Origin of the sequence: Marinobacter changyiensis (genome assembly GCF_009193265.1) — a bacterium.
GTDB lineage: Bacteria > Pseudomonadota > Gammaproteobacteria > Pseudomonadales > Oleiphilaceae > Marinobacter > Marinobacter changyiensis.
Window position 1 is genome coordinate 28,402 of record NZ_VZZZ01000006.1, and the last position, 17,793, is coordinate 46,194.

20 protein-coding genes are annotated in these 17,793 nt (G+C 56.9%); 11 read left to right on the forward strand and 9 right to left on the reverse strand.

Features of this window, described 5'->3' with window-relative positions; translation table 11 throughout:
• Positions 1-10: 10 nt before the first annotated feature.
• Genes F6Y09_RS15875 through F6Y09_RS15895 form a run of 5 tightly spaced genes read right to left on the reverse strand, consistent with a single transcriptional unit; the run spans position 11 to position 5,075 of the window.
• Positions 11-1,231, reverse strand: a complete 1,221-nt coding sequence (locus tag F6Y09_RS15875; protein ID WP_152207930.1) for an ABC transporter substrate-binding protein — start codon at positions 1,229-1,231, stop codon at positions 11-13.
• Complete coding sequence (locus F6Y09_RS15880) at positions 1,228-2,025, reverse strand: enoyl-CoA hydratase/isomerase family protein (RefSeq protein ID WP_152207931.1); 798 nt, start codon at positions 2,023-2,025, stop codon at positions 1,228-1,230. Before F6Y09_RS15880 ends, F6Y09_RS15875 begins: the two co-directional genes overlap by 4 nt.
• A complete protein-coding gene (locus F6Y09_RS20880) occupies positions 2,022-2,369 on the reverse strand; it encodes a Zn-ribbon domain-containing OB-fold protein (RefSeq protein ID WP_152207932.1) in 348 nt (115 codons plus the stop codon). The genes F6Y09_RS15880 and F6Y09_RS20880 overlap by 4 nt, the downstream gene beginning before the upstream one ends.
• Positions 2,362-3,528 (reverse strand): thiolase C-terminal domain-containing protein, encoded by a 1,167-nt coding sequence (locus F6Y09_RS15890; protein ID WP_152207933.1) that lies wholly within the window; start codon positions 3,526-3,528, stop codon positions 2,362-2,364. The genes F6Y09_RS20880 and F6Y09_RS15890 overlap by 8 nt, the downstream gene beginning before the upstream one ends.
• On the reverse strand, positions 3,525-5,075 hold the full coding sequence (locus F6Y09_RS15895; RefSeq protein ID WP_218944187.1) for a class I adenylate-forming enzyme family protein: 1,551 nt from the start codon (positions 5,073-5,075) through the stop codon (positions 3,525-3,527). The genes F6Y09_RS15890 and F6Y09_RS15895 overlap by 4 nt, the downstream gene beginning before the upstream one ends.
• A 127-nt stretch (positions 5,076-5,202) precedes the next feature.
• Here F6Y09_RS15895 and F6Y09_RS15900 point away from each other — a divergent pair, with 127 nt between their 5' ends.
• From F6Y09_RS15900 to F6Y09_RS15940, 9 genes are all read left to right on the forward strand, one after another.
• Positions 5,203-5,883 (forward strand): TetR/AcrR family transcriptional regulator, encoded by a 681-nt coding sequence (locus F6Y09_RS15900; protein ID WP_152207934.1) that lies wholly within the window; start codon positions 5,203-5,205, stop codon positions 5,881-5,883.
• Positions 5,884-6,596: 713 nt separating this feature from the next.
• Entirely contained in the window at positions 6,597-6,818 is a 222-nt protein-coding gene (locus F6Y09_RS15905) for a hypothetical protein (protein ID WP_152207935.1), read from the forward strand.
• A 117-nt stretch (positions 6,819-6,935) separates the two neighbouring features.
• Positions 6,936-7,631, forward strand: a complete 696-nt coding sequence (locus tag F6Y09_RS15910) for an ABC transporter permease (protein ID WP_152207936.1) — start codon at positions 6,936-6,938, stop codon at positions 7,629-7,631.
• Positions 7,624-8,334 (forward strand): ATP-binding cassette domain-containing protein, encoded by a 711-nt coding sequence (locus tag F6Y09_RS15915; protein ID WP_152207937.1) that lies wholly within the window; start codon positions 7,624-7,626, stop codon positions 8,332-8,334. The genes F6Y09_RS15910 and F6Y09_RS15915 overlap by 8 nt, the downstream gene beginning before the upstream one ends.
• An 11-nt stretch (positions 8,335-8,345) precedes the next feature.
• Complete coding sequence (locus F6Y09_RS15920) at positions 8,346-9,173, forward strand: ABC transporter substrate-binding protein (RefSeq protein ID WP_152207938.1); 828 nt, start codon at positions 8,346-8,348, stop codon at positions 9,171-9,173.
• Positions 9,170-10,039 carry a formate dehydrogenase accessory sulfurtransferase FdhD gene (locus tag F6Y09_RS15925; RefSeq protein WP_152207939.1) on the forward strand — a complete coding sequence of 290 codons (870 nt, stop codon included), beginning with the start codon at positions 9,170-9,172 and terminating at the stop codon, positions 10,037-10,039. The genes F6Y09_RS15920 and F6Y09_RS15925 overlap by 4 nt, the downstream gene beginning before the upstream one ends.
• Positions 10,040-10,091: 52 nt before the next feature.
• Positions 10,092-10,679 carry a molybdenum cofactor guanylyltransferase MobA gene (gene mobA, locus F6Y09_RS15930; RefSeq protein WP_152207940.1) on the forward strand — a complete coding sequence of 196 codons (588 nt, stop codon included), beginning with the start codon at positions 10,092-10,094 and terminating at the stop codon, positions 10,677-10,679.
• Positions 10,676-11,167, forward strand: coding sequence for a molybdopterin-guanine dinucleotide biosynthesis protein B (gene mobB / locus F6Y09_RS15935; protein ID WP_152207941.1), 492 nt, complete (start codon positions 10,676-10,678; stop codon positions 11,165-11,167). The genes mobA and mobB overlap by 4 nt, the downstream gene beginning before the upstream one ends.
• Entirely contained in the window at positions 11,164-12,411 is a 1,248-nt protein-coding gene (locus tag F6Y09_RS15940; protein WP_152207942.1) for a molybdopterin-binding protein, read from the forward strand. Before mobB ends, F6Y09_RS15940 begins: the two co-directional genes overlap by 4 nt.
• Here F6Y09_RS15940 and F6Y09_RS15945 read toward each other — a convergent pair whose 3' ends face one another.
• Genes F6Y09_RS15945 through F6Y09_RS15960 form a run of 4 tightly spaced genes read right to left on the reverse strand, consistent with a single transcriptional unit; the run spans position 12,412 to position 16,430 of the window.
• Positions 12,412-12,888, reverse strand: a complete 477-nt coding sequence (locus F6Y09_RS15945; RefSeq protein ID WP_152207943.1) for a DUF6505 family protein — start codon at positions 12,886-12,888, stop codon at positions 12,412-12,414.
• Positions 12,885-13,589: a biotin/lipoate--protein ligase family protein gene (locus F6Y09_RS15950; RefSeq protein WP_152207944.1), complete on the reverse strand. Its 705-nt coding sequence runs from the start codon at positions 13,587-13,589 to the stop codon at positions 12,885-12,887. Before F6Y09_RS15950 ends, F6Y09_RS15945 begins: the two co-directional genes overlap by 4 nt.
• Positions 13,586-14,431, reverse strand: coding sequence for an Mrp/NBP35 family ATP-binding protein (locus F6Y09_RS15955; protein WP_152207945.1), 846 nt, complete (start codon positions 14,429-14,431; stop codon positions 13,586-13,588). The genes F6Y09_RS15950 and F6Y09_RS15955 overlap by 4 nt, the downstream gene beginning before the upstream one ends.
• A gap of 19 nt (positions 14,432-14,450) precedes the next feature.
• Positions 14,451-16,430: a 4Fe-4S binding protein gene (locus tag F6Y09_RS15960; protein WP_152207946.1), complete on the reverse strand. Its 1,980-nt coding sequence runs from the start codon at positions 16,428-16,430 to the stop codon at positions 14,451-14,453.
• Between the two features lie 137 nt (positions 16,431-16,567).
• Here F6Y09_RS15960 and F6Y09_RS15965 point away from each other — a divergent pair, with 137 nt between their 5' ends.
• Both F6Y09_RS15965 and F6Y09_RS15970 read left to right on the forward strand, forming a co-directional pair.
• On the forward strand, positions 16,568-17,146 hold the full coding sequence (locus F6Y09_RS15965) for a DUF3305 domain-containing protein (protein ID WP_152207947.1): 579 nt from the start codon (positions 16,568-16,570) through the stop codon (positions 17,144-17,146).
• Positions 17,146-17,781, forward strand: a complete 636-nt coding sequence (locus F6Y09_RS15970) for a DUF3306 domain-containing protein (protein WP_152207948.1) — start codon at positions 17,146-17,148, stop codon at positions 17,779-17,781. The genes F6Y09_RS15965 and F6Y09_RS15970 overlap by 1 nt, the downstream gene beginning before the upstream one ends.
• Positions 17,782-17,793: the final 12 nt, after the last annotated feature.

Sequence of the window (17,793 nt, forward strand, 5' to 3'; positions counted from 1 at the left end):
ACTTGCAAGCTTATTCGAGTCGGACGACCCGACCGTCTCGCCACACGCCGAGGAAGACGTGTTCAGCATCAAGGCACTCGTGGTCGTCGGCCGAGAAGGGTTCGGCTGGAGTCGACGAGACCGCCTCGACGTCCTGAATCGACTCGATAGCGTCACGGATCGCTTCCGGATCATCTGAGCCGGCATTTTCAATCGCCTGAAACATGATGCGACCGCTGTCATAGCCGAGGGCGGCCAGCACAGGCCAGCGATAGGCATCGCCGAATTCTGCTCGCATCCGTTCGTCAAACGCAGCGGCCTCGGGATCGCTCAAGTCTAGCGCCTGCCCCATCACCGTACCCTCGATCGCGTCCTGGCCAACAATGTCGATGACTTTTTGAGACGACAGGCCCCAGTTGCCCGCGAAGGTTGGTTTGTAATCGATGCGGGGCAAAGCGCGATACGGAAGTTCAAAGGACTCGTGGAAGTTCAACACCAGGCCCGCACCTGCGTCACGTAGGCGGATCATCTGTGGTGTCAGGTCGTTAATGCCGGGAGCTGCCGCCTGAATCTCAACCAATTCCTCGCCACGCTCTTTCATACCTTTCTGGATCTCGTCAGCGGCGAAGCTGCCGTAGCCAGTAGTCGAATGGAGCAGGCCGATCTTGTCAAAGTTCTCTATACCCCAATCGAGCATCTTGTCGATCTGGAACTTCTCAACCATTGAGCAACGAAAGATGTAGCTCGGGTCTTCGTCGATAAACTCGGCTGTGATACCCGTCGCGATTGAGGGACCAGCGATGAGCGGAATGCCAGCCCGCTGTAGGATCGGGGCAAATGCCATGACGTTGCCGCTACTGACCGTTCCCATCACAGCCGAGACATTATCGGACTGGATAAGGCGTTGCGCATAGCTCACAGCTCGCTGCGGATTGGCTTCGTCGTCATAGACGATCAACTCAACATCCACAGCACCACCTGCTGCTTTGTATTCCTTGAGAGCCATCCGGATTCCCTGCAGGTAACTTTCGCCGAAATCCACAATCGCCGGGGGGCCGCTAAGGCCTTGGATGACGCCTACTTTGACGTCCATTGCCAGCACCTGAGCTGAACCCAGGACTGTGGCAACGCCGATAGCAATTGATTTCACTATTGACTTCATATTTTTCTCCCTTTTTTGTTGTTTGTCTCTTGGACGCTTCTGCTCCACGAGCTTTTTTAGGATTACAAGCACAAAATCAGTGGAATTCATTTACCTTGGAAGTTCGCATCCCGCTTTTCACGGAACGAGGCCGTGCCCTCAGCTATGTCCTCGGTTCCACCGAGATCATAGAAAGAGCGCGATTCCATTCGAAGAGCCTCTTCCATCGGCAGGCCAACAGATCGCTTCATTACTTCCTTTGCAAACCGCTGCGGCAAGGGGGCCCGTTTAGCCAGCATTTGCGCGTACTGGCGGGCCTCCTGCAGCAATTGATCCAGCGGATAGATCCTATTTACGAGCCCGATGCGCATCGCGTGCTCCGCATTGATGCGCTCACCCGACAGGATTATCTCCATTGCATTGCCGTGTCCGACGATTTGCGGCAACCGGATCAAGCCACCATCGCAGGCATGAAAACCCCACTTGACGTCCTGCAGAGCGAATTCGGCGTTCGGAGAACAAAAGCGGATGTCAGCAGCTAAGGCCAGCTCGAGGCCGCCTGAGATCGCAAAGCCGTTTATGGCCGCCACGATCGGCTTGTAGATTTCCATGCCCCTAGTGATGCCGCCAATTCCGAGCCCATTAGTATAGCGGGAGCGAAATTCGGGGGCGGGTCGATTAGCGAAATCCATGGTGTAGGTTTTGAGATCGGCGCCGGCGCAGAATGACTTGCCACCCGCCCCGGTCACAACCGCGACCTGCAAGCCGTCATCAGCATTGAACTCGCGCCAAGCCTCGACCAGCTCATCGTTCGCTGCAAAGTCGAGGGAGTTCATCTTGTCCGCACGGTTAATCGTGATGATCGCAACGCGGTTGTCACGCTCGAAAAGAATGTCTTCGCTCATGCATCAATCTCCTGAAAAACCGGAACGTCGTTTCTGGTGCCGACGCATAGAACACGAGCACCAGGCGCGATTCCGGGCGATGGCGCCGTCAGTCGCGCCGTCACCCGCAGTTTCGCATCCAAATCAACCACGGCGATGTGATATGGACCTTCTTCGCGGAAAGCAGTTGGAGGGCGTCGGATGGTGGTCCAAGAAAGCAATGTTCCAGCCCCCGGAACGGCAATCTCAGCCAGTTCCGCAGAATGGCACTTTGGGCATAAACTGCGCGGGCCCGGGTCGAGCGTCCCGCAATTCTCGCAGTGCAGCACGTTGATCTGGCAGTCTTCTATCTCCCGCTTAGGCATCGTACCTCCCCAAGATGTTGACGGTGCATGCAACGCCAGTTCCACCCAGGTTATGTGTCAGACCAAAAGCTGCGTCTTTCACCAGATTTTGATGGTCGCCGCGCAGTTGTAGGACCGTCTCATAGATCTGCCCGACCCCAGTCGCCCCGACGGGATGGCCTTTGGCAAGCAGGCCACCGCTCGGGTTGATCGGTAGATCGCCCCCAACGGCGGTCCTGCCTTCTTTGGCCCAATGCGCCCCATGGCCGCGAGGCATGAACCCCAGATCCTCACTGTCGAGGATCTCCGCGATCGAAAAGCAGTCGTGCAGTTCAACTACATCGATGTCCGAACGGTCGATTCCAGCCTCCTTGAAGGCAAGATGTGCAGCCGCCACGGTTGCGTCGAAGCTACAAAGGTCGCTGTGCCCGGCAATACGGGCTGCACCACGCGTCTGCGCCGAGGCAAGCACGCGCACGGGCACCGCGCCGCCCGTTTCAATTAGTTCATCTGCGGCAAGCACCAGAGCTGCAGCACCATCAGACGTTGGACAGCAGTCGAACAGGCGCATCGGATCGCAGATGAATGGTGATTGTTCTATCTCATCATCGGTTAGATAGCGCCCCATCTGAGCAAGCGGGTTGAGCAAACCGTTAGCTTTGTTCTTGCGAACGACAGCTGATACTTGGGCGCGCGTCAGCCCATATCTCTGCTCATAAAGCCGCCATGCCATACCGAAAAGCCCAGGGAAAGTCAGTCCTGAGACGCCGTCACTGAGATTGTCCATTGCACAGTTCAGCGCTGCCGTAATCATTTCAGTAGACGCTTGTGTCATTTTCTCTGCACCCACGACTAAGGCGGCATCGCACTGCCGGCTTTCCACGGCAAGCTTCGCGTGTCGGAAAGCGATACCGCCCGATGCGCATGCGCCCTCTACCTTGGTGCAGGGGATATTCGCGAGACCAAGATGGTCCGCAACGATTCCTGCCAAGACCTCCTGCCCCGTAAGTGGTCCGCTGATGAAGTTTCCGAAGTAGAGCGCGCCAATGCGCTCACGTTCGATGCCGCTTTCGCGGATGGCAGCTTCGGCTGCCTCGACGGCAAGTTGTACGATTCCTTTGCCCGGTTGTGGGCCGAACCGGGTAGAGCCGATTCCTACGATGCTAACCCGCTGGGTCATGGGGACTCCTCCTGGTGCGTTGCACCCTCCTGAAGAAGCTTTCGCAGTTCCGTCTTCAGGACTTTGCCGTAATTATTTTTCGGAAGGCTCCCAACGAACCGGTAATCCTTAGGCCGCTTAAAACGGGCAATGTGCTCAATGCAGATCGCGTCTAGGCGTTCCGGCGTCACGCCTTCACCAGGGTTGGTTACGACGAAAGCCACCACCTCCTCGCCCCAGTCCTTGTGCGGGCGGCCTACCACAGAAGCCTCCACGACACCTGGATCCTGCAGCAACACCTCCTCGACCTCGCGCGGATAGATATTGGAGCCGCCGGAGATAATCATGTCCTTGGAGCGATCGCGTAGGGTCAGGAACCCGCTCTCGTCCAGCGTCCCTAGGTCGCCAGTATGAAGCCAGCCATCTTGCAGTGCGTTCTCAGTGGCATCGGGGTTACCCCAATAGCCGAGCATAACGCAGTCGCTACGCGTCAGGATTTCCCCAATCTCTCCATAGGGCAGGTCTCGGTTGTTCTCATCGACCACGCGTACTTCGACGCCGGTGCGTGGGAATCCAGTCGATGCGAGGAGTGCTTCGTGACGGGGGTGCGTCGTGTCGGCGTGTTGGGCCTTCGAAAGCCCGGTAATTGTCATGGGGGACTCCGCTTGACCGAACAGTTGAAAGAGCTTGGAGCCGAACACCGACTGGGCTTTTTTCAGATCTGCAAGGTACATCGGGCCGCCGCCGTAATAGAGCGTTTTCAGGTTTCTAGTGTCTAATTGTATCGTCTCTGCCGCGGTGACGAGTCGCGAAACCATCGTCGGCGCGCCGAATAGCGTGACGTTTTCATATTTCTCGAGCGCCTCGAAAATACGCGCTGGGTCGAAGCCGCCGGTCAGTATGACTTGATGGCCTCCTCGCGCGATATGAGGTAGGGCATAAAGTCCGGAGGCGTGAGATAGCGGCGCTGCGTGCAGTTTTGTGTCGCGTTCATCCAGATAGTCGATGTCGGCGTAGTAGCAGTAAGACATGGCGAGCAGTGCTCGGTGAGTTAGTATCGCGCCCTTTGGCCTGCCGGTGGTGCCGCTGGTGTAGAAAATCCAAGCCGGATCTTCCGGCGCACACTCGACAATACCCGTCGCCGTTCCGTCCAAAAGATTGCGGTAGTCAGCTCCCCTGGTGACGATGATTTGAACGCCTTCGGGCATCGCCGGGCGCATGCCAGATTCCAAGGAAGGACTGGTCACGCAAATTCGCGCGCCGGCGTTCTCCACGATGTGACGCACTTCCAACGGATGGAGCTTCGCGTTAGCCGGCACGGCGCAAAGCCCTGCAGCCCAAATACCGTAAAGCATTTCGAAAAACTCAGTGGAGTTTTCCATGCACAATACGATCCGATCGCCGGGTGCAAATCCCCTCTCACGGAGACTAGCTGCGATTGCGAGTACTCGCGTCGCTAGTTCCTCATAGGTCAGAGTGATTTCATCCTCTGTCACAGCTGGTTGGCTGGGCAGGCGCTTTGCAACCGTTAGTAATGTAGTAGCAAGGTTCATTGCTTCTTTACTCATTAGTCAGTTGTTATACTTGTTAGTAACATTCCACTACTAGAACGTAGTCCAGAGATTTTCTGATGGCAAGGAAATTCTGTATAAGCATAATATTTTTAAGCCGAGAGCGACTCAGGGGACTGTAGACATGGCGAACAAGCCAAAAATAGAGCGGCACCTCACTCAAAATCAAGCAAACCGGTCCCCCTTCGACCGGGAGCAGTTGCGAGAGAGCAAGCGTGATGCCGTCCTGCACGTTGCAGCATCGGCCTTTAACCGCCGGGGCTACACTAATACATCGATGGATAACGTGGCGGAAGCATTGCAAATCACCAAACCGACTCTCTATCGGTACTTCAAAAACAAGCAGCAGATCCTTTTCGAGCTCCACATGCATGCCATGAACCACGGTGAGGAAGCATTGCGGCTAGCGCATGCGACCGGCTCCAACGGCCTGGAGAAGTTTTTGATTTACTGCCGGCGATATATGCAGGGTATTTTCGGAGAATTTGGCACCTGTCCGGTGCTGGTGGATGTCGACTCGCTGAAAAATCCCGACAAGGGGCATGTGATCGAGCGGCGCGCAAAGATCTCAAAGGCGACTGTGGAGATTATTGAGGAAGGAATCGCCGACGGCAGCATTGACGCGTGCGACGCCCAGCTCGCTGCGCTTTACACACTCGGCGCCCTCAACTGGATGCCGCTCTGGTATCGCGAAGACGGGAGAAAAACAGCCGAACAGGTCGCTGACGAATTTGTAGGACTCTTCGAGCGTACACTGGCCAAGCCAGTAACTCGCCAGCGTTCGCTTGCGGACTCCAGCAGCTGACTGGGAATGCGGGAGAACCCTGACAAATTTTTCAGCTTTACGTTCAATACTTTAGTATTAGTAGAGGAGTTCTTCGAAGGTGAAGGGGTGACCGGTTATCATATGGATGATTGTGTTCAACCACTACAAGACCGCTTGCTATCGGGTAGTAGCGGCGCCTTCGGAGTCAGAGGTTCGACAAATCGCGAACGCGATTTGGGCGCCGCAGCAAAGCGAAGGCGGGGCAAAGCCCCGAAGATCGCCCCCAAGGTGATCTGAGTCCATCCTCTTCCCCACCAGCTACTCCCCAGCTGAATTTTGCAATCGAGTACGCTTTTCGTAGAACGCAGGAATGTTCGGCGCAGTGACGACGGCCCACAAGGCTCTGAGCCCACCCTTCTTTTCTCAAATCCCTGAATCAGGCCCTATCGGAGCGCAAATCTTTTTTTTATTGCTTGTGCCCCGAGACTTAATCCAACCTGTCCCCAGGGATGCCTGCTACAGATTTCATGGTCGTTACCCCGCCTCTGAAGACAACCATGCGAACGGATCGTGAAGTGGGCAGGAATCAAAAGTAGGACAAAACGTTACGTTCGGAAAAATGGATGGGTGATAACTTCATTGACTGGAGACGGGATTTCCGTTGATGTAGTCAATCCCCATGGCCACGCGCCCTCGGAACAGCTGGCCTGCTATGAATGAAACATCGTCCGACCAGAACGAGGAGTCAGTCTATGAAAGGAAAGGTTTTAAAATTCGATACGGATACCCGAGCCGGTTTGATAGAAGATCATCGAGGCGCAGAATTTCCTTTCTCCGAGGACCAGGTGGCCAGCAGCCAGGACATCCGGGCTGGTGACGAGGTTAACTTCCGCCCCAAGGGCTCCAAAAAAGGGCCGTTTGCTTCGCAAATTGTTCTGGTGCAAAGCGGGCGTAACTCAGCAGCAACCGGGTGATGCTGTGTCCAAATGGTATCCATGGAGTCCTGGTCAAGACTCCGCCCCAAAACCCTTGCGAATCTGAGGCAAAGAGCGTTCAATCGTCGATTCACTACTTCAGGACTCCAACGATAAATGGACGCTGTGACTGAAGCCTTTCGACTTATTATTGCGCTGGACGCAGACTTATTCGAAATTCTCTGGCTGTCCATTCGTGTCAGCGTGATCGCACTGGCCATTTCCGCTGTAATCAGTTTACCTCTGGGGACCTGGCTGGCGATCACTGAATTTCCGGGACGGAAATTCTGCATCCTTTTGTTAAACGCCCTGATGGGGATGCCCCCGGTGGTCGTGGGATTGATGGTATATTTGCTGCTGTCACGATCTGGTCCGCTGGGTTGGCTGGGGCTACTGTACACCCCAACTGCCATGATCATCGCGCAAGTGGTGCTGATCACCCCGATTATCGCGGCTCTGTCGAATCAGGTGATTGAGAATCTCCATCAGGAGTACAGCGATACGTTTTACTCGATGGGTGTCACCGGACGCCGTGCAGTGGTGGCCTACCTGGTAGATGCGCGCTATGCGCTAACCACCTGCATTCTGGCGGGCTTCGGTCGAGCCATCGCCGAGGTTGGCGCCGTCATCATCGTCGGAGGCAATATTGATCATCTGACCCGTGTCATGACCACCGCCATCGCACTGGAAACCTCGAAGGGCAACCTGTCCCTGGCCTTAAGCCTGGGCACGGTCTTGCTAGCGCTGTCATTGCTGGTCAATTCACTGGTGATAGGCGTTCGTGAATACGCTGCGAAGCGCCAATATGCCTAATCCACTCCTGCCCATACGCATCAGCAATCTGCGCCTGATTAAAGGTGATCGAGCCGTGCTGGCCGGTGTGAACCTGATGATTGACGAACCCGGCATCACTGTTTTTATGGGCCCTAACGGCGCGGGCAAGACCTTGCTGCTTCGTTGTTTACACGGACTGATCAACCCGGATCAGGGCCAGATTACACTGGGTGATCTGACCGTGGCTGATAGTCGCGATCAGCAGGCCATGGTCTTCCAGCACCCGGTATTGCTGCGCCGAACGGCTCTCCAGAATTTAGCCTTTGCGGCCCCCGGGATTGCCAGATCCGAACCGCAGCGATTGATTGAGGCGCTGGAGTCCGTCCACCTGGCTGACCGAGCCGACCAACCGGCTCGTATGCTTTCAGGTGGAGAGCAACAACGACTGGCCCTGGCGCGCGCCTTGTTGAGTAAGCCTGCGTTATTGCTTTTGGACGAGGCGACGGCTAGTTTGGATCCCGCATCGGTTCAGGTGATTGAAGCCCTGGTCAAGGCCCAAAGCACCCAGGGGACCAAGGTTATTTTAGTCAGTCACGACCAAGGTCAGGCTCGACGTTTGGCCGATGATGTCGTATTTATATCGGCTGGGCAGGCAGCCGAGCGAAGTCCGGCGAATCAATTTTTTATTGCGCCCCAAACCCCGGCGGCTAAAGCTTATCTAGCCGGTGAACTCTTGTTGTAGAGGCAGCTAATATGAAACCCTTTCTAGTCTTCGTTGTTTTAGCTTTTAGCGCTCACACACAGGCCGATACCATCATCGTTCAGTCCACCACCTCGACCCAGAATAGTGGCCTGTATGATTACCTGTTACCGATACTGAAAAAGGATACCGGTATTCAGGCCAATATCGTAGCTGTGGGTACCGGACAGGCGATCAATAATGCCAGGCGCTGTGATGGTGATTTGCTTCTGGTCCACGCCAGGTCTGCCGAAGAAACGTTCGTTGCTGACGGCTATGGCGAATACCGCCGCGACCTGATGTACAACGACTTTGTTATCGTTGGACCCAAAGCCGATCCGGCAAATGTGGCCGGAGCCCGCGACGTCACTGACGCTTTGCAGCGAATCAGGCAAGCCGGTGCTAAATTCGCCTCACGCGGTGATGATTCCGGGACACATAAAAAAGAACGCTCATTGTGGCAAGAAGCAGCTATCGACCCTGTCGCCGGATCGGGTCAATGGTACCTTGAGACCGGCAGCGGCATGGGCGCAACCCTGAATACCGGCGTGGGCCTCGGCGCCTATGTGTTGACCGACAGAGCCACCTGGATGTCATTTGCCAACAAACAAGACAGCACCATTTTATTTGAGGGAGCTCCCCCCCTGTTCAACCAGTACGGTGTTATCCCCGTCAGTGCGGCCAAGTGTCCCAACGTGAATAGAGAGGCGGCGGAGACCTTTGCACGGTGGTTATTGTCCGAAACCGGACAAGCCGCTATTGCTGCCTATCAGGTTGACGGCAAACAGCTCTTTTTCCCGAACGCCAACGATAGGCTCAACAGTTCGATTGAGTTGAAATGATGATTGAACCCCTTCTGCCCAACCCTAACGATCCTCGGCTATCCCGCACTGTTGAGGGCGTTGATGAAACCGGTCAATCGAAGTCGATCAGCGTAATCGAAGAGCGTCCTCTGACCATCTATCTGAACAGCCAGGAAATCGTCACGGCAATGACCATTGGCGATCACCCGGAGTACCTGGCGCTCGGCTTTCTCCTGAATCAGGGCATGCTGCGCGAGACCGACCAGGTCACCGGGATTGATTACGACGAAGAGCTGGAAGTCGCTGTGGTCCGCACCAAGGGTGTCACTGATGTAGAGGACAAGCTGAAAAAGAAAACCCGCACCTCGGGCTGCGCCGTGGGCACTGTGTTTGGCGATATGATGGCCGGGCTTGAGGGGCTGTCATTGCCGGATACACCGGTGCACACCAGTACCTTTTACAACCTCTCGTATCAGATTAACCACACTCCCAGCCTGTATATGGAAACCGGTGCCATCCATGGCAGTGCTCTGTGTCAGGGGCTTCAGGTCCTGGCCTACATGGAGGATGTCGGACGCCATAACGCGGTCGACAAGATCGCAGGCTGGATGCACTTGAATGACATCCCGTCGGCCGATAAGGTCCTCTACACCACTGGCCGTTTGACCTCCGAAATGGTTATCAAGACGGCCCTGATGGGCATCCCGACCCTGATCAGCCGGTCAGGCTTTACGGCCTGGGGCGTCGATATTGCCCAGCAGGTCGGATTAACACTGATCGGACGGATGCGAGGCAAGAAATTCACCTGCCTCAGTGGCCAGCATCGCCTGGTGTTCGACCAGGACTTGTCGCAGATTCCGGATGACGACAAAAAAATGCGGCGCAAAGGCGCTCAGCATGATTGACGGAGCTTCAGCATGATTGACAGAGCTTCTACGTTATTGAGGGAGACGGAGCATGACTGAGTGTGCGGTCATTCTGGCGGGCGGCCAGGCAAACCGGATGGGCGGTGGTGACAAAGGACGATTGATGCTGGGTGATCAGTCATTGATCCAGCGTGTCATCGATCGAATCACGCCGCAGGTCGACGCCGTGGTGTTGAACGCCAACGGGGACCTGTGTCGTTTTGACGATCTGGGTTTGCCTGTGGTGGCTGACTCTATCTCCGATTTTCCCGGCCCACTGGCGGGTGTGCTGGCGGGCATGGACTGGGCCGCCGAGCAGGGGCATGAGTGGCTGATCAGTGTCGCTGCGGATACCCCGTCGTTCCCGTTGGACCTCGCTGAAAGACTGGCCGAGTGCGATACCCCGGTGGTGTTGGCGGCCACGCCGGATCCGGAGCGCGGCCGACTGCCCCAGCCAACCTTTGGCCGTTGGCAGGTCGCGTTGCGGCATGATCTGAGAGCTGCCCTGAACGACGGTGTGCGCAAGATTCGTCAATGGACTCAGGCCCAGGGCGAGTCGCTGGTGCTGTTTGGACCGGACGACTTTTTCAATATCAACACGCCGGAAGATCTGGCCTGGGCGGAGCAGCACCTGAAGTGAACGTCATCGGCATTGTGGGCTGGAAAAACTGCGGAAAAACCACCCTGGCAAGCGCACTGATCCGTGAGCTATCCAGCAGAGGCTTTACGGTTAACTCGATCAAACATGCCCATCATGGGGTGGATGTGGACCAGCCCGGTACCGATAGCTACCATCATCGTGACGCCGGCGCCCGGGAGGTCATTCTGGCAGGTGGACAGCGCTTCGCCATCATGCACGAACTGCGGGGCGCCGACGAGCCGACACTCGATCAATTGCTGGCCCGACTGGGCACCTGTGATTGGGTCGTGGTAGAGGGATTTAAATCACATTCACATCCCAAGATTGAAGTGCACAGGCGGGTGTGCCAACGCGCGCCCCTGTATCCGATCGACGCCAGCATTATTGCGGTGGCGGCGGACTATGCTTCGGATTTTGCGGGCCCCGGTTTTGATTTGAACGACATACCCGGGATCGCTGACTTTGTTATAAGTTTAGGAGAGTCATGAACGAACTCCGTAACGACTGCTTTGCCCTGCCCCCCGGGGTGAATTGGACACCGGTGGACGAGGCCCTGAAGCGGTTACGTTCACGTCTGCATCCAGTGGTGGGCGTAGATCGCGCTGTCCCGCTCTCACAGCTGAACGGCCGAATATTGGCGAGCGACGTTTATGCGCCTCGCGCTCATCCCCCCTGCAGCAATTCTGCAGTCGATGGCTATGCTTTTGCAGGACCTTTGACCCAAGTGCCCTGCACCATGCCCCTGGTTGATGGCCGGAGCGCCGCCGGGGAGCCGTACCTCGGTCAAGTGGCCGAGGGTCACGCAATTCGCATCCTGACCGGCGCGGTCCTGCCGGCCGGCACTGATACGGTGGTCCTGGAAGAGGACTGCGAAGTCATAGATCAACAGCTACACTTGAACGGCACCCTGAAAGCCGGCGCCAACGCACGCAAAGCCGGTGAGGACATCAAGATACAAGATCGAATCCTCACCGTGGCAACCCGCTTGACACCTACCCAGATTTCAGTTCTCGCCAGTGTCGGAGTCGAGTCGGTCGATGTCTATCAGCGGCTTCGCGTCGGAATCCTGTCCACCGGTGATGAAGTGAAGCCGGTCGGTTCTGCTGTCACCGACTGGCAAATTTATGATGCGAACCGCCCGATGCTGAGCGCTCTGGTCGCACAGCTTGGCTATCAGGTGGTAGATCTGGGCCATGTACTCGATCGAGCCGAGGACGTCAGAGCGGCGTTAGAGCATGGCGCTGAGCAGTGCGATCTGGTCCTGACCAGTGGCGGTGTTTCCGCAGGGGACGAGGATCATGTGTCGAAAACACTAAAAGCCCATGGTGACATCAGCAACTGGCGCATCGCGATCAAACCGGGTCGACCCCTGGCGCTGGCCATGTTCCAGGGCACGCCGGTGGTGGGTTTGCCGGGAAATCCGGTTGCGGCCTGGGTCTGCGCGCTGCGATTTGGCGCTCCGGCGATGGCACTGCTGGCAGGGGGGGAGTGGTTCGAACCCCAGGGCTATGTCATGCCCGCCAACTTTTCCAAAAACAAGAAACCGGGGCGCAGCGAGATGTTGCGCGCCAGGGTCCGTGACGGGCAGGTTGAAGTATTCGGCTCTGAAGGCTCGGGCCGGGTGACCGGCCTGGCCTGGTCCGAGGGTATGGTGGAACTGGATGAGAGTGCTCAGCTGATCGAGTCAGGAACCCCGGTGCGCTTTATCCCCTACTCCAGCTTCGGGCTGTAGTCATTCATAGCCGCCATGTACGGCAAAGGCCTCCAATGAAGCGTCTTGCGGGGCGCGGGAGCGGTAGGTTTCCTCTACACCCAGCTCGGTCAGCGTACGGCTGACCATCATCAGGGTGTTCTCTTCAAAGTCTTCACACATCCGGCGCATCTGGTCGATTTCTTCGCAGGCAACCGGATAGGCTGCGTCGATATCCGGTGCGCCGTAGAACTCGACAAAGGTTTGCGCCAGCGTCTGCTGCAGCTGCTCCAGTTCGGCTTCGGTGATGTTGCAGACACCAACGAAACTGGCGCGGCCACCCGATTCTATGCTGTACCAGCCGTTGGTAAAGGCCTGACGCGCCTTGCCCTTCAGGTCCGCTTCGGCCCAGTTGGAGAATTCGAATCCGCCCGAGATGGCCCATTCGCCGCTGGGGGCCGGCACTTCGTAGACATTTTCATCGGATATATCCAATCGCAGGGTTCGTGCCAGTTTCATGTGTGCTCCGCGAATTCAATCAAACTCACTGTTTCGGTCATGGCACCCTGGCGCAATAGCATCCGGCCTTTTTCATCCAGCCCGACAAAAATGCCGGGCCTTGGTTGCTCGATCATTTTGCCCAGGGTGTCGCAGCGTGGTCGCCATTCATTGTGTACGCGCTCGAACCCGCTGTCCATGAAGTAGGTCAGCCACAAAAGCGTGTGTTTGGACCAGCTTTCCAGTAGCGCCATGGGCTCGATCTCGCCGCAACCTTCGTCAAGCAGACAGGTTTCATTCGGGTTTTTTCCTGGCTCGTCGCTAACAGGTATAAAAGGCACATCGATGCCGATGACCAGCCAGCTGGGCTGCGCCTCAGGATCTGATACATCCGCTGCAAAGCGAACGCCACCGCAGACCGCACCATTGACCTTGATGCGATTGGGCCATTGAAAATGCACGGGCACTTCGGGTGGGGCCAGTGCGCCCAGACTTTCGGCCAGGCCTATCTGGGCAACGTAGACCGCTTGAATAGCCTCTTCCAGAGGTGTTTCCGGCGCCAGCACCAGGGCCGCGCGTAAGATGTCCCCCGCCTCGGAGTAAAGAATCGTGCCGGAATCGACCCCTGCAATGGCTCGGCTGACGGCCTTGTCAAAAGGATCCGTGTGCTTGGGCACCGCTTCGCCCGAGAGTAGCGGCGGGAAATGGGGTGACTCGATCATAGGATGGCTCGGGCGTAAACGTCAGAGGCGACAATTTCATCGGCAATGCGCTGGAAAGATCGGGACTGAGGGCTATCCGGCTTTGACACCACAATCGGAACGCCGCCGTCCGAACCGATACGAATATCCAGATCCAGGGGGATTTCACCCAGGAAGGGCGCTCCGAGCTTTTCTGCTTCAGCCCGGGCGCCGCCAGATCCAAAGGGGTGGTGTTCTTTACCGCAACCGTCACAGACAAACGATGCCATGTTTTCAATCAAGCCAAACAACGGCACGTCCATCCGGTTGAACATGTCGATGCCTTTGCGCGCGTCCATCAGGGCAATATCCTGGGGTGTCGAGACCACAACGGCGCCCGCAACAAAGAATTTCTGGCTCAGGGTCATCTGGACGTCACCGGTACCCGGGGGCAGATCCACCAGCAGCACGTCCAGCCTGCCCCAGTCCACCTGATTCATCATCTGTTCCAGCGCGCCCATCAGCATAGGCCCGCGCCAGATGATGGCTTCGTCATCCGGGGTCATCAGACCCAGGGACATCAAAGTCACGCCATGATTGCGCAGGGGCAGGATGGTATGTCCGTCGGGGCTGGACGGGCGGCCTGAAACACCCAGCATGCGAGGCTGGCTGGGTCCGTAGACGTCGGCGTCCAACAGACCCACTTTAAGACCTTTCGAGGCCAGCGCAACCGCCAGATTGGAGGCCACTGTCGACTTGCCGACGCCGCCTTTGCCCGAGGCGATGGCGATGATGCGGTCAATGCCCTTCGGATTTTTGTCCTGTGGCCGGGGCGCGTCGGTACCGATCAGGTTGGGTTTTCCAACCTCAGTATATTGATCCATGTTGTGTCCTGTTTGGTTTTTAGCTGTCCAGGTAGTCGTCACTGGTGCGAACCCGAGGACGCTCGCCACCCGCCATGGGCGCATTGTCCCCATGGAATTGGGCGTTGACTCGACAGTCGTCACACATCTTGATGAGCTGAACATTGTCAGACTTGGTGTACATCCAGTGTTTGTTTTCCAGTTTTTCAACGATTCGGTTAATGGTGCTGGCGACGCCGAAGGGCGTGCCACATTTTATGCATTCGAAAGGGTCTTCACCATGCAGCGCCCGGGCACTCAGGGCGTCTTTTGATACATCCAGCTGGGGTATCAGCGTGATGGCCGTCTCCGGGCAGGTACTTTCGCAAACGCCGCATTGAACGCAGGCGTTTTCCGTGAATTGAACTTCTGGCCGGTCAGGGTGGTCGCCGAGAGCACCGGTGGGGCAAAGTGATACGCAGGCCAGGCAGAGCGTGCATTGGTCGGAATTGATCTCGATCGCGCCGTAAGGTGCGCCCACTGGCAGGGGGATCGGCGCTTCGATCCTGTCAGCCATTGCACCGACGGTGACCCGCGTGATGTCCCGGCGGCCGCCGACCAGCAGAACCGGTTCGCAGACTCGCCCGGCGTTGTCTCCAGCGGCGCTGAGTTCGTCGGCTGCGATCACCCGGACTCGGCTGGGGGCGTTATGGGTGCCCTTAAGCAGGGCCTGAGCCAGTTCAACTTCCGCGGTAACGGCCCGCCGGTCGGTCTCGTTGTCCGCCAGGATCAGGACTTCGGCGTAGCCCGCGCCAAATGCGGCCATTATCTCGGCATGGCCGACACGATCGACATGCTCCAGCCCCAGCGGGATCAGATCGTCCGCCAGTCCATCGCCGTATCGTGCCAGGTGGGCAATGGAATCAGTACCAGCGCCCAAGGTGTGAAAAACCAGGCGCGGGGATTCGTCGGTATGCTCGCGATAGACCCTGGTCATAACGGCCATGACCTGGGTCAGGGCCTCGAAGGGAGTTTCATTCATGGTCACGGCTGAAGTTGGGCAGACCGCCGCACAGGACCCGCAACCGGCGCAAATATCTGAGTCGATTTGTACGTGGTCCCCAGCGGAAAAAATGGCCTCGGTGGGGCAGACGTCCAGACAGCGGGTGCAACCGGTCTGGTTCGCTCGGGAGTGCGCACACAACGAGGTTTCCAACCTGAAATACACGGTTTTCTCAAACTCACCGACCCGGTCCCTGGCAGTCAGAGCGATACGCTCTAACTCTCCGGTTTTGGTCGGGTCGGCCCAAAAGTAGCCGTTGCGTTTTTGATGACTGGGAAACGCTGGCTCGCCGCCGCGCAGGTCGATGAACACGTCGCACTCACTGCGGGCGGTGGCGCTAACCTCACCATAACCGAGTGCGCCGCGGCCAGCGGGATTCAGAGTTTGCAACTGAGCAAACTCCAGTTTGAAGCAGCCCAGCGCGCCCTGGGCGGTGGTCAATCGGCCTCTGGCCATGTTGTAACCGGCGGAGGGCAGTTGTATCGGCCCCGCATCATTGACGATACACGTGACGCCCAGCTCGTCCTGTACCAGCTCGGCCATCCTGATGGCCTGTTCGGTGGGGCCGACAATGCAACACACCCCGCTGGACTGAATGGTTTTCACCGGCGCCATGGAAGCCGGTAACTGGGCCGCGGCAATCAGGGCCGCCTGCTTGGCGTGCACGCGCTTGGGCTTTGCGCTTGATGCGCTCCAGCCAGCGCGATCCCGGATGTCGATGGCACTCAGCGGTGCGGAATGCTCAATTTCAGCGTGTACGTCCTCGCTTAACCGCTCGAACAAGGCCGCCTGTTGGCCACAAGCAATGAGCAATTCGTTACTGCCGCCCAGGTGTTCGGCAGCCGTCTTCATATCGTTGCCGCACAGTTGATCCACCGTGATCACCTGCGCCGCTGCTGCGGCCGTTTGCAGTGCCTTGGAATTAAAAGACTGGGTTTTATCGCAGGTGCATAACAGTAGGGTTTTGTGTGCCGTCATCAGAATATTGACTCTTTTAGTTATTTTTATACGTATACGCTTCAGTTACCGATTGTCGAGCATGCCACACCCGTTTGCCGTTCGACAATTGGATAATTGATTGCGCTCTGCTAACTTAATGAAAAAAGAGAGCTGTCATGAGCCGAAACATCGAAAGCTGGAAGCGCGAGTTACAAATCGGTGCCGTCGTTCGCCGGTCGCCCGGTGTAACCCAATGGGCAAGGTATATCTGGAAGCCGGTGGCTGTTATACCCGGCGCGCCCGAGGCGTTCTGGAAAGAGTTGGTCCGCGAGGGCGAGGTGGTCGATTATCACGCGGGCACTGTTGCGATGGAATTATTTCGCGCCGATGTAGAAGGTTACCTTGTATCCCTGAATATGGCCGCTCCCTCCGTCTGGGTCGTGATGGATAAGGATCAGTCCAGCCGCTCTCCATCAGGATGGGTTGTCAGCACCATTACGGCCAGTGCCCATGAGGCGCTTGATGCTCTGGACAGTGGCGAGAGCATCGTCGAAGCTGTTCCGATTCCGGAGTCCCTGGCGGCCTGGATCAAAGAATTTATCGACATGCACTACATCGAAGAGCCTTTCAAGAAACGCCGTCGTGACGAGATCAGTGTTGATGGTATCGAGGACGGCAAGGGCGATGCACGCATCCGTCAGGATAGCGACGTTTACCGGCCCCCTCCCAACAGTAAAAAACCGAGAGTGCACTGATGGCTGAGTCACGCTTACAGCGTTGGTCGCGCAAAAAAACCAAAGCCAGCAAAGAGGTTGAGCTTGCCCCTCCTTCGACTACTGAGACCGAGCCATCATCCGAAGAACGAGACCTCACCATCAATGAGGCTTTGCCTGAGCACGAGGTGCTGGAGAAGTACGATTTGCCGGACCCGGATGCCATCGAGCTCGGTACCGACATTACAGGGTTCATGCGAAAAGAGATTCCTGAACTCTTGCGCCGCCGGGCCTTGCGCTCGCTCTGGAAATCCAATCCCGTTCTGGCGGTGCTGGACGGGCTCAATGACTACGATGAAGATTTCACTGACGCTGCGACTGCACCCAGGGTCATAAAGACCTTGTACAAGGTAGGCCAGGGTTTTGACAGAACCCCAAAGGTTGACGAGCAAGTCGAGGATCAGATTCAGGAGCAGGCCGAGACTTCGGAAACTATTGCCCCTGCAGTGGAAACCGAGAGAATACCCGAGAGAGTAGCTGAGAGATCAGAGCCCGAAATCGCTGTTGAATCCTTAGTCACTGTTGAGTCCACAACTCGCCATGTCGAACCTGTGGTTGCCGAGGCTGAGGCGGAACCTGCACCGCGCTATCGTCCCCGGATGCGTTTTGACTGTTAGTGTCAGGAAGCA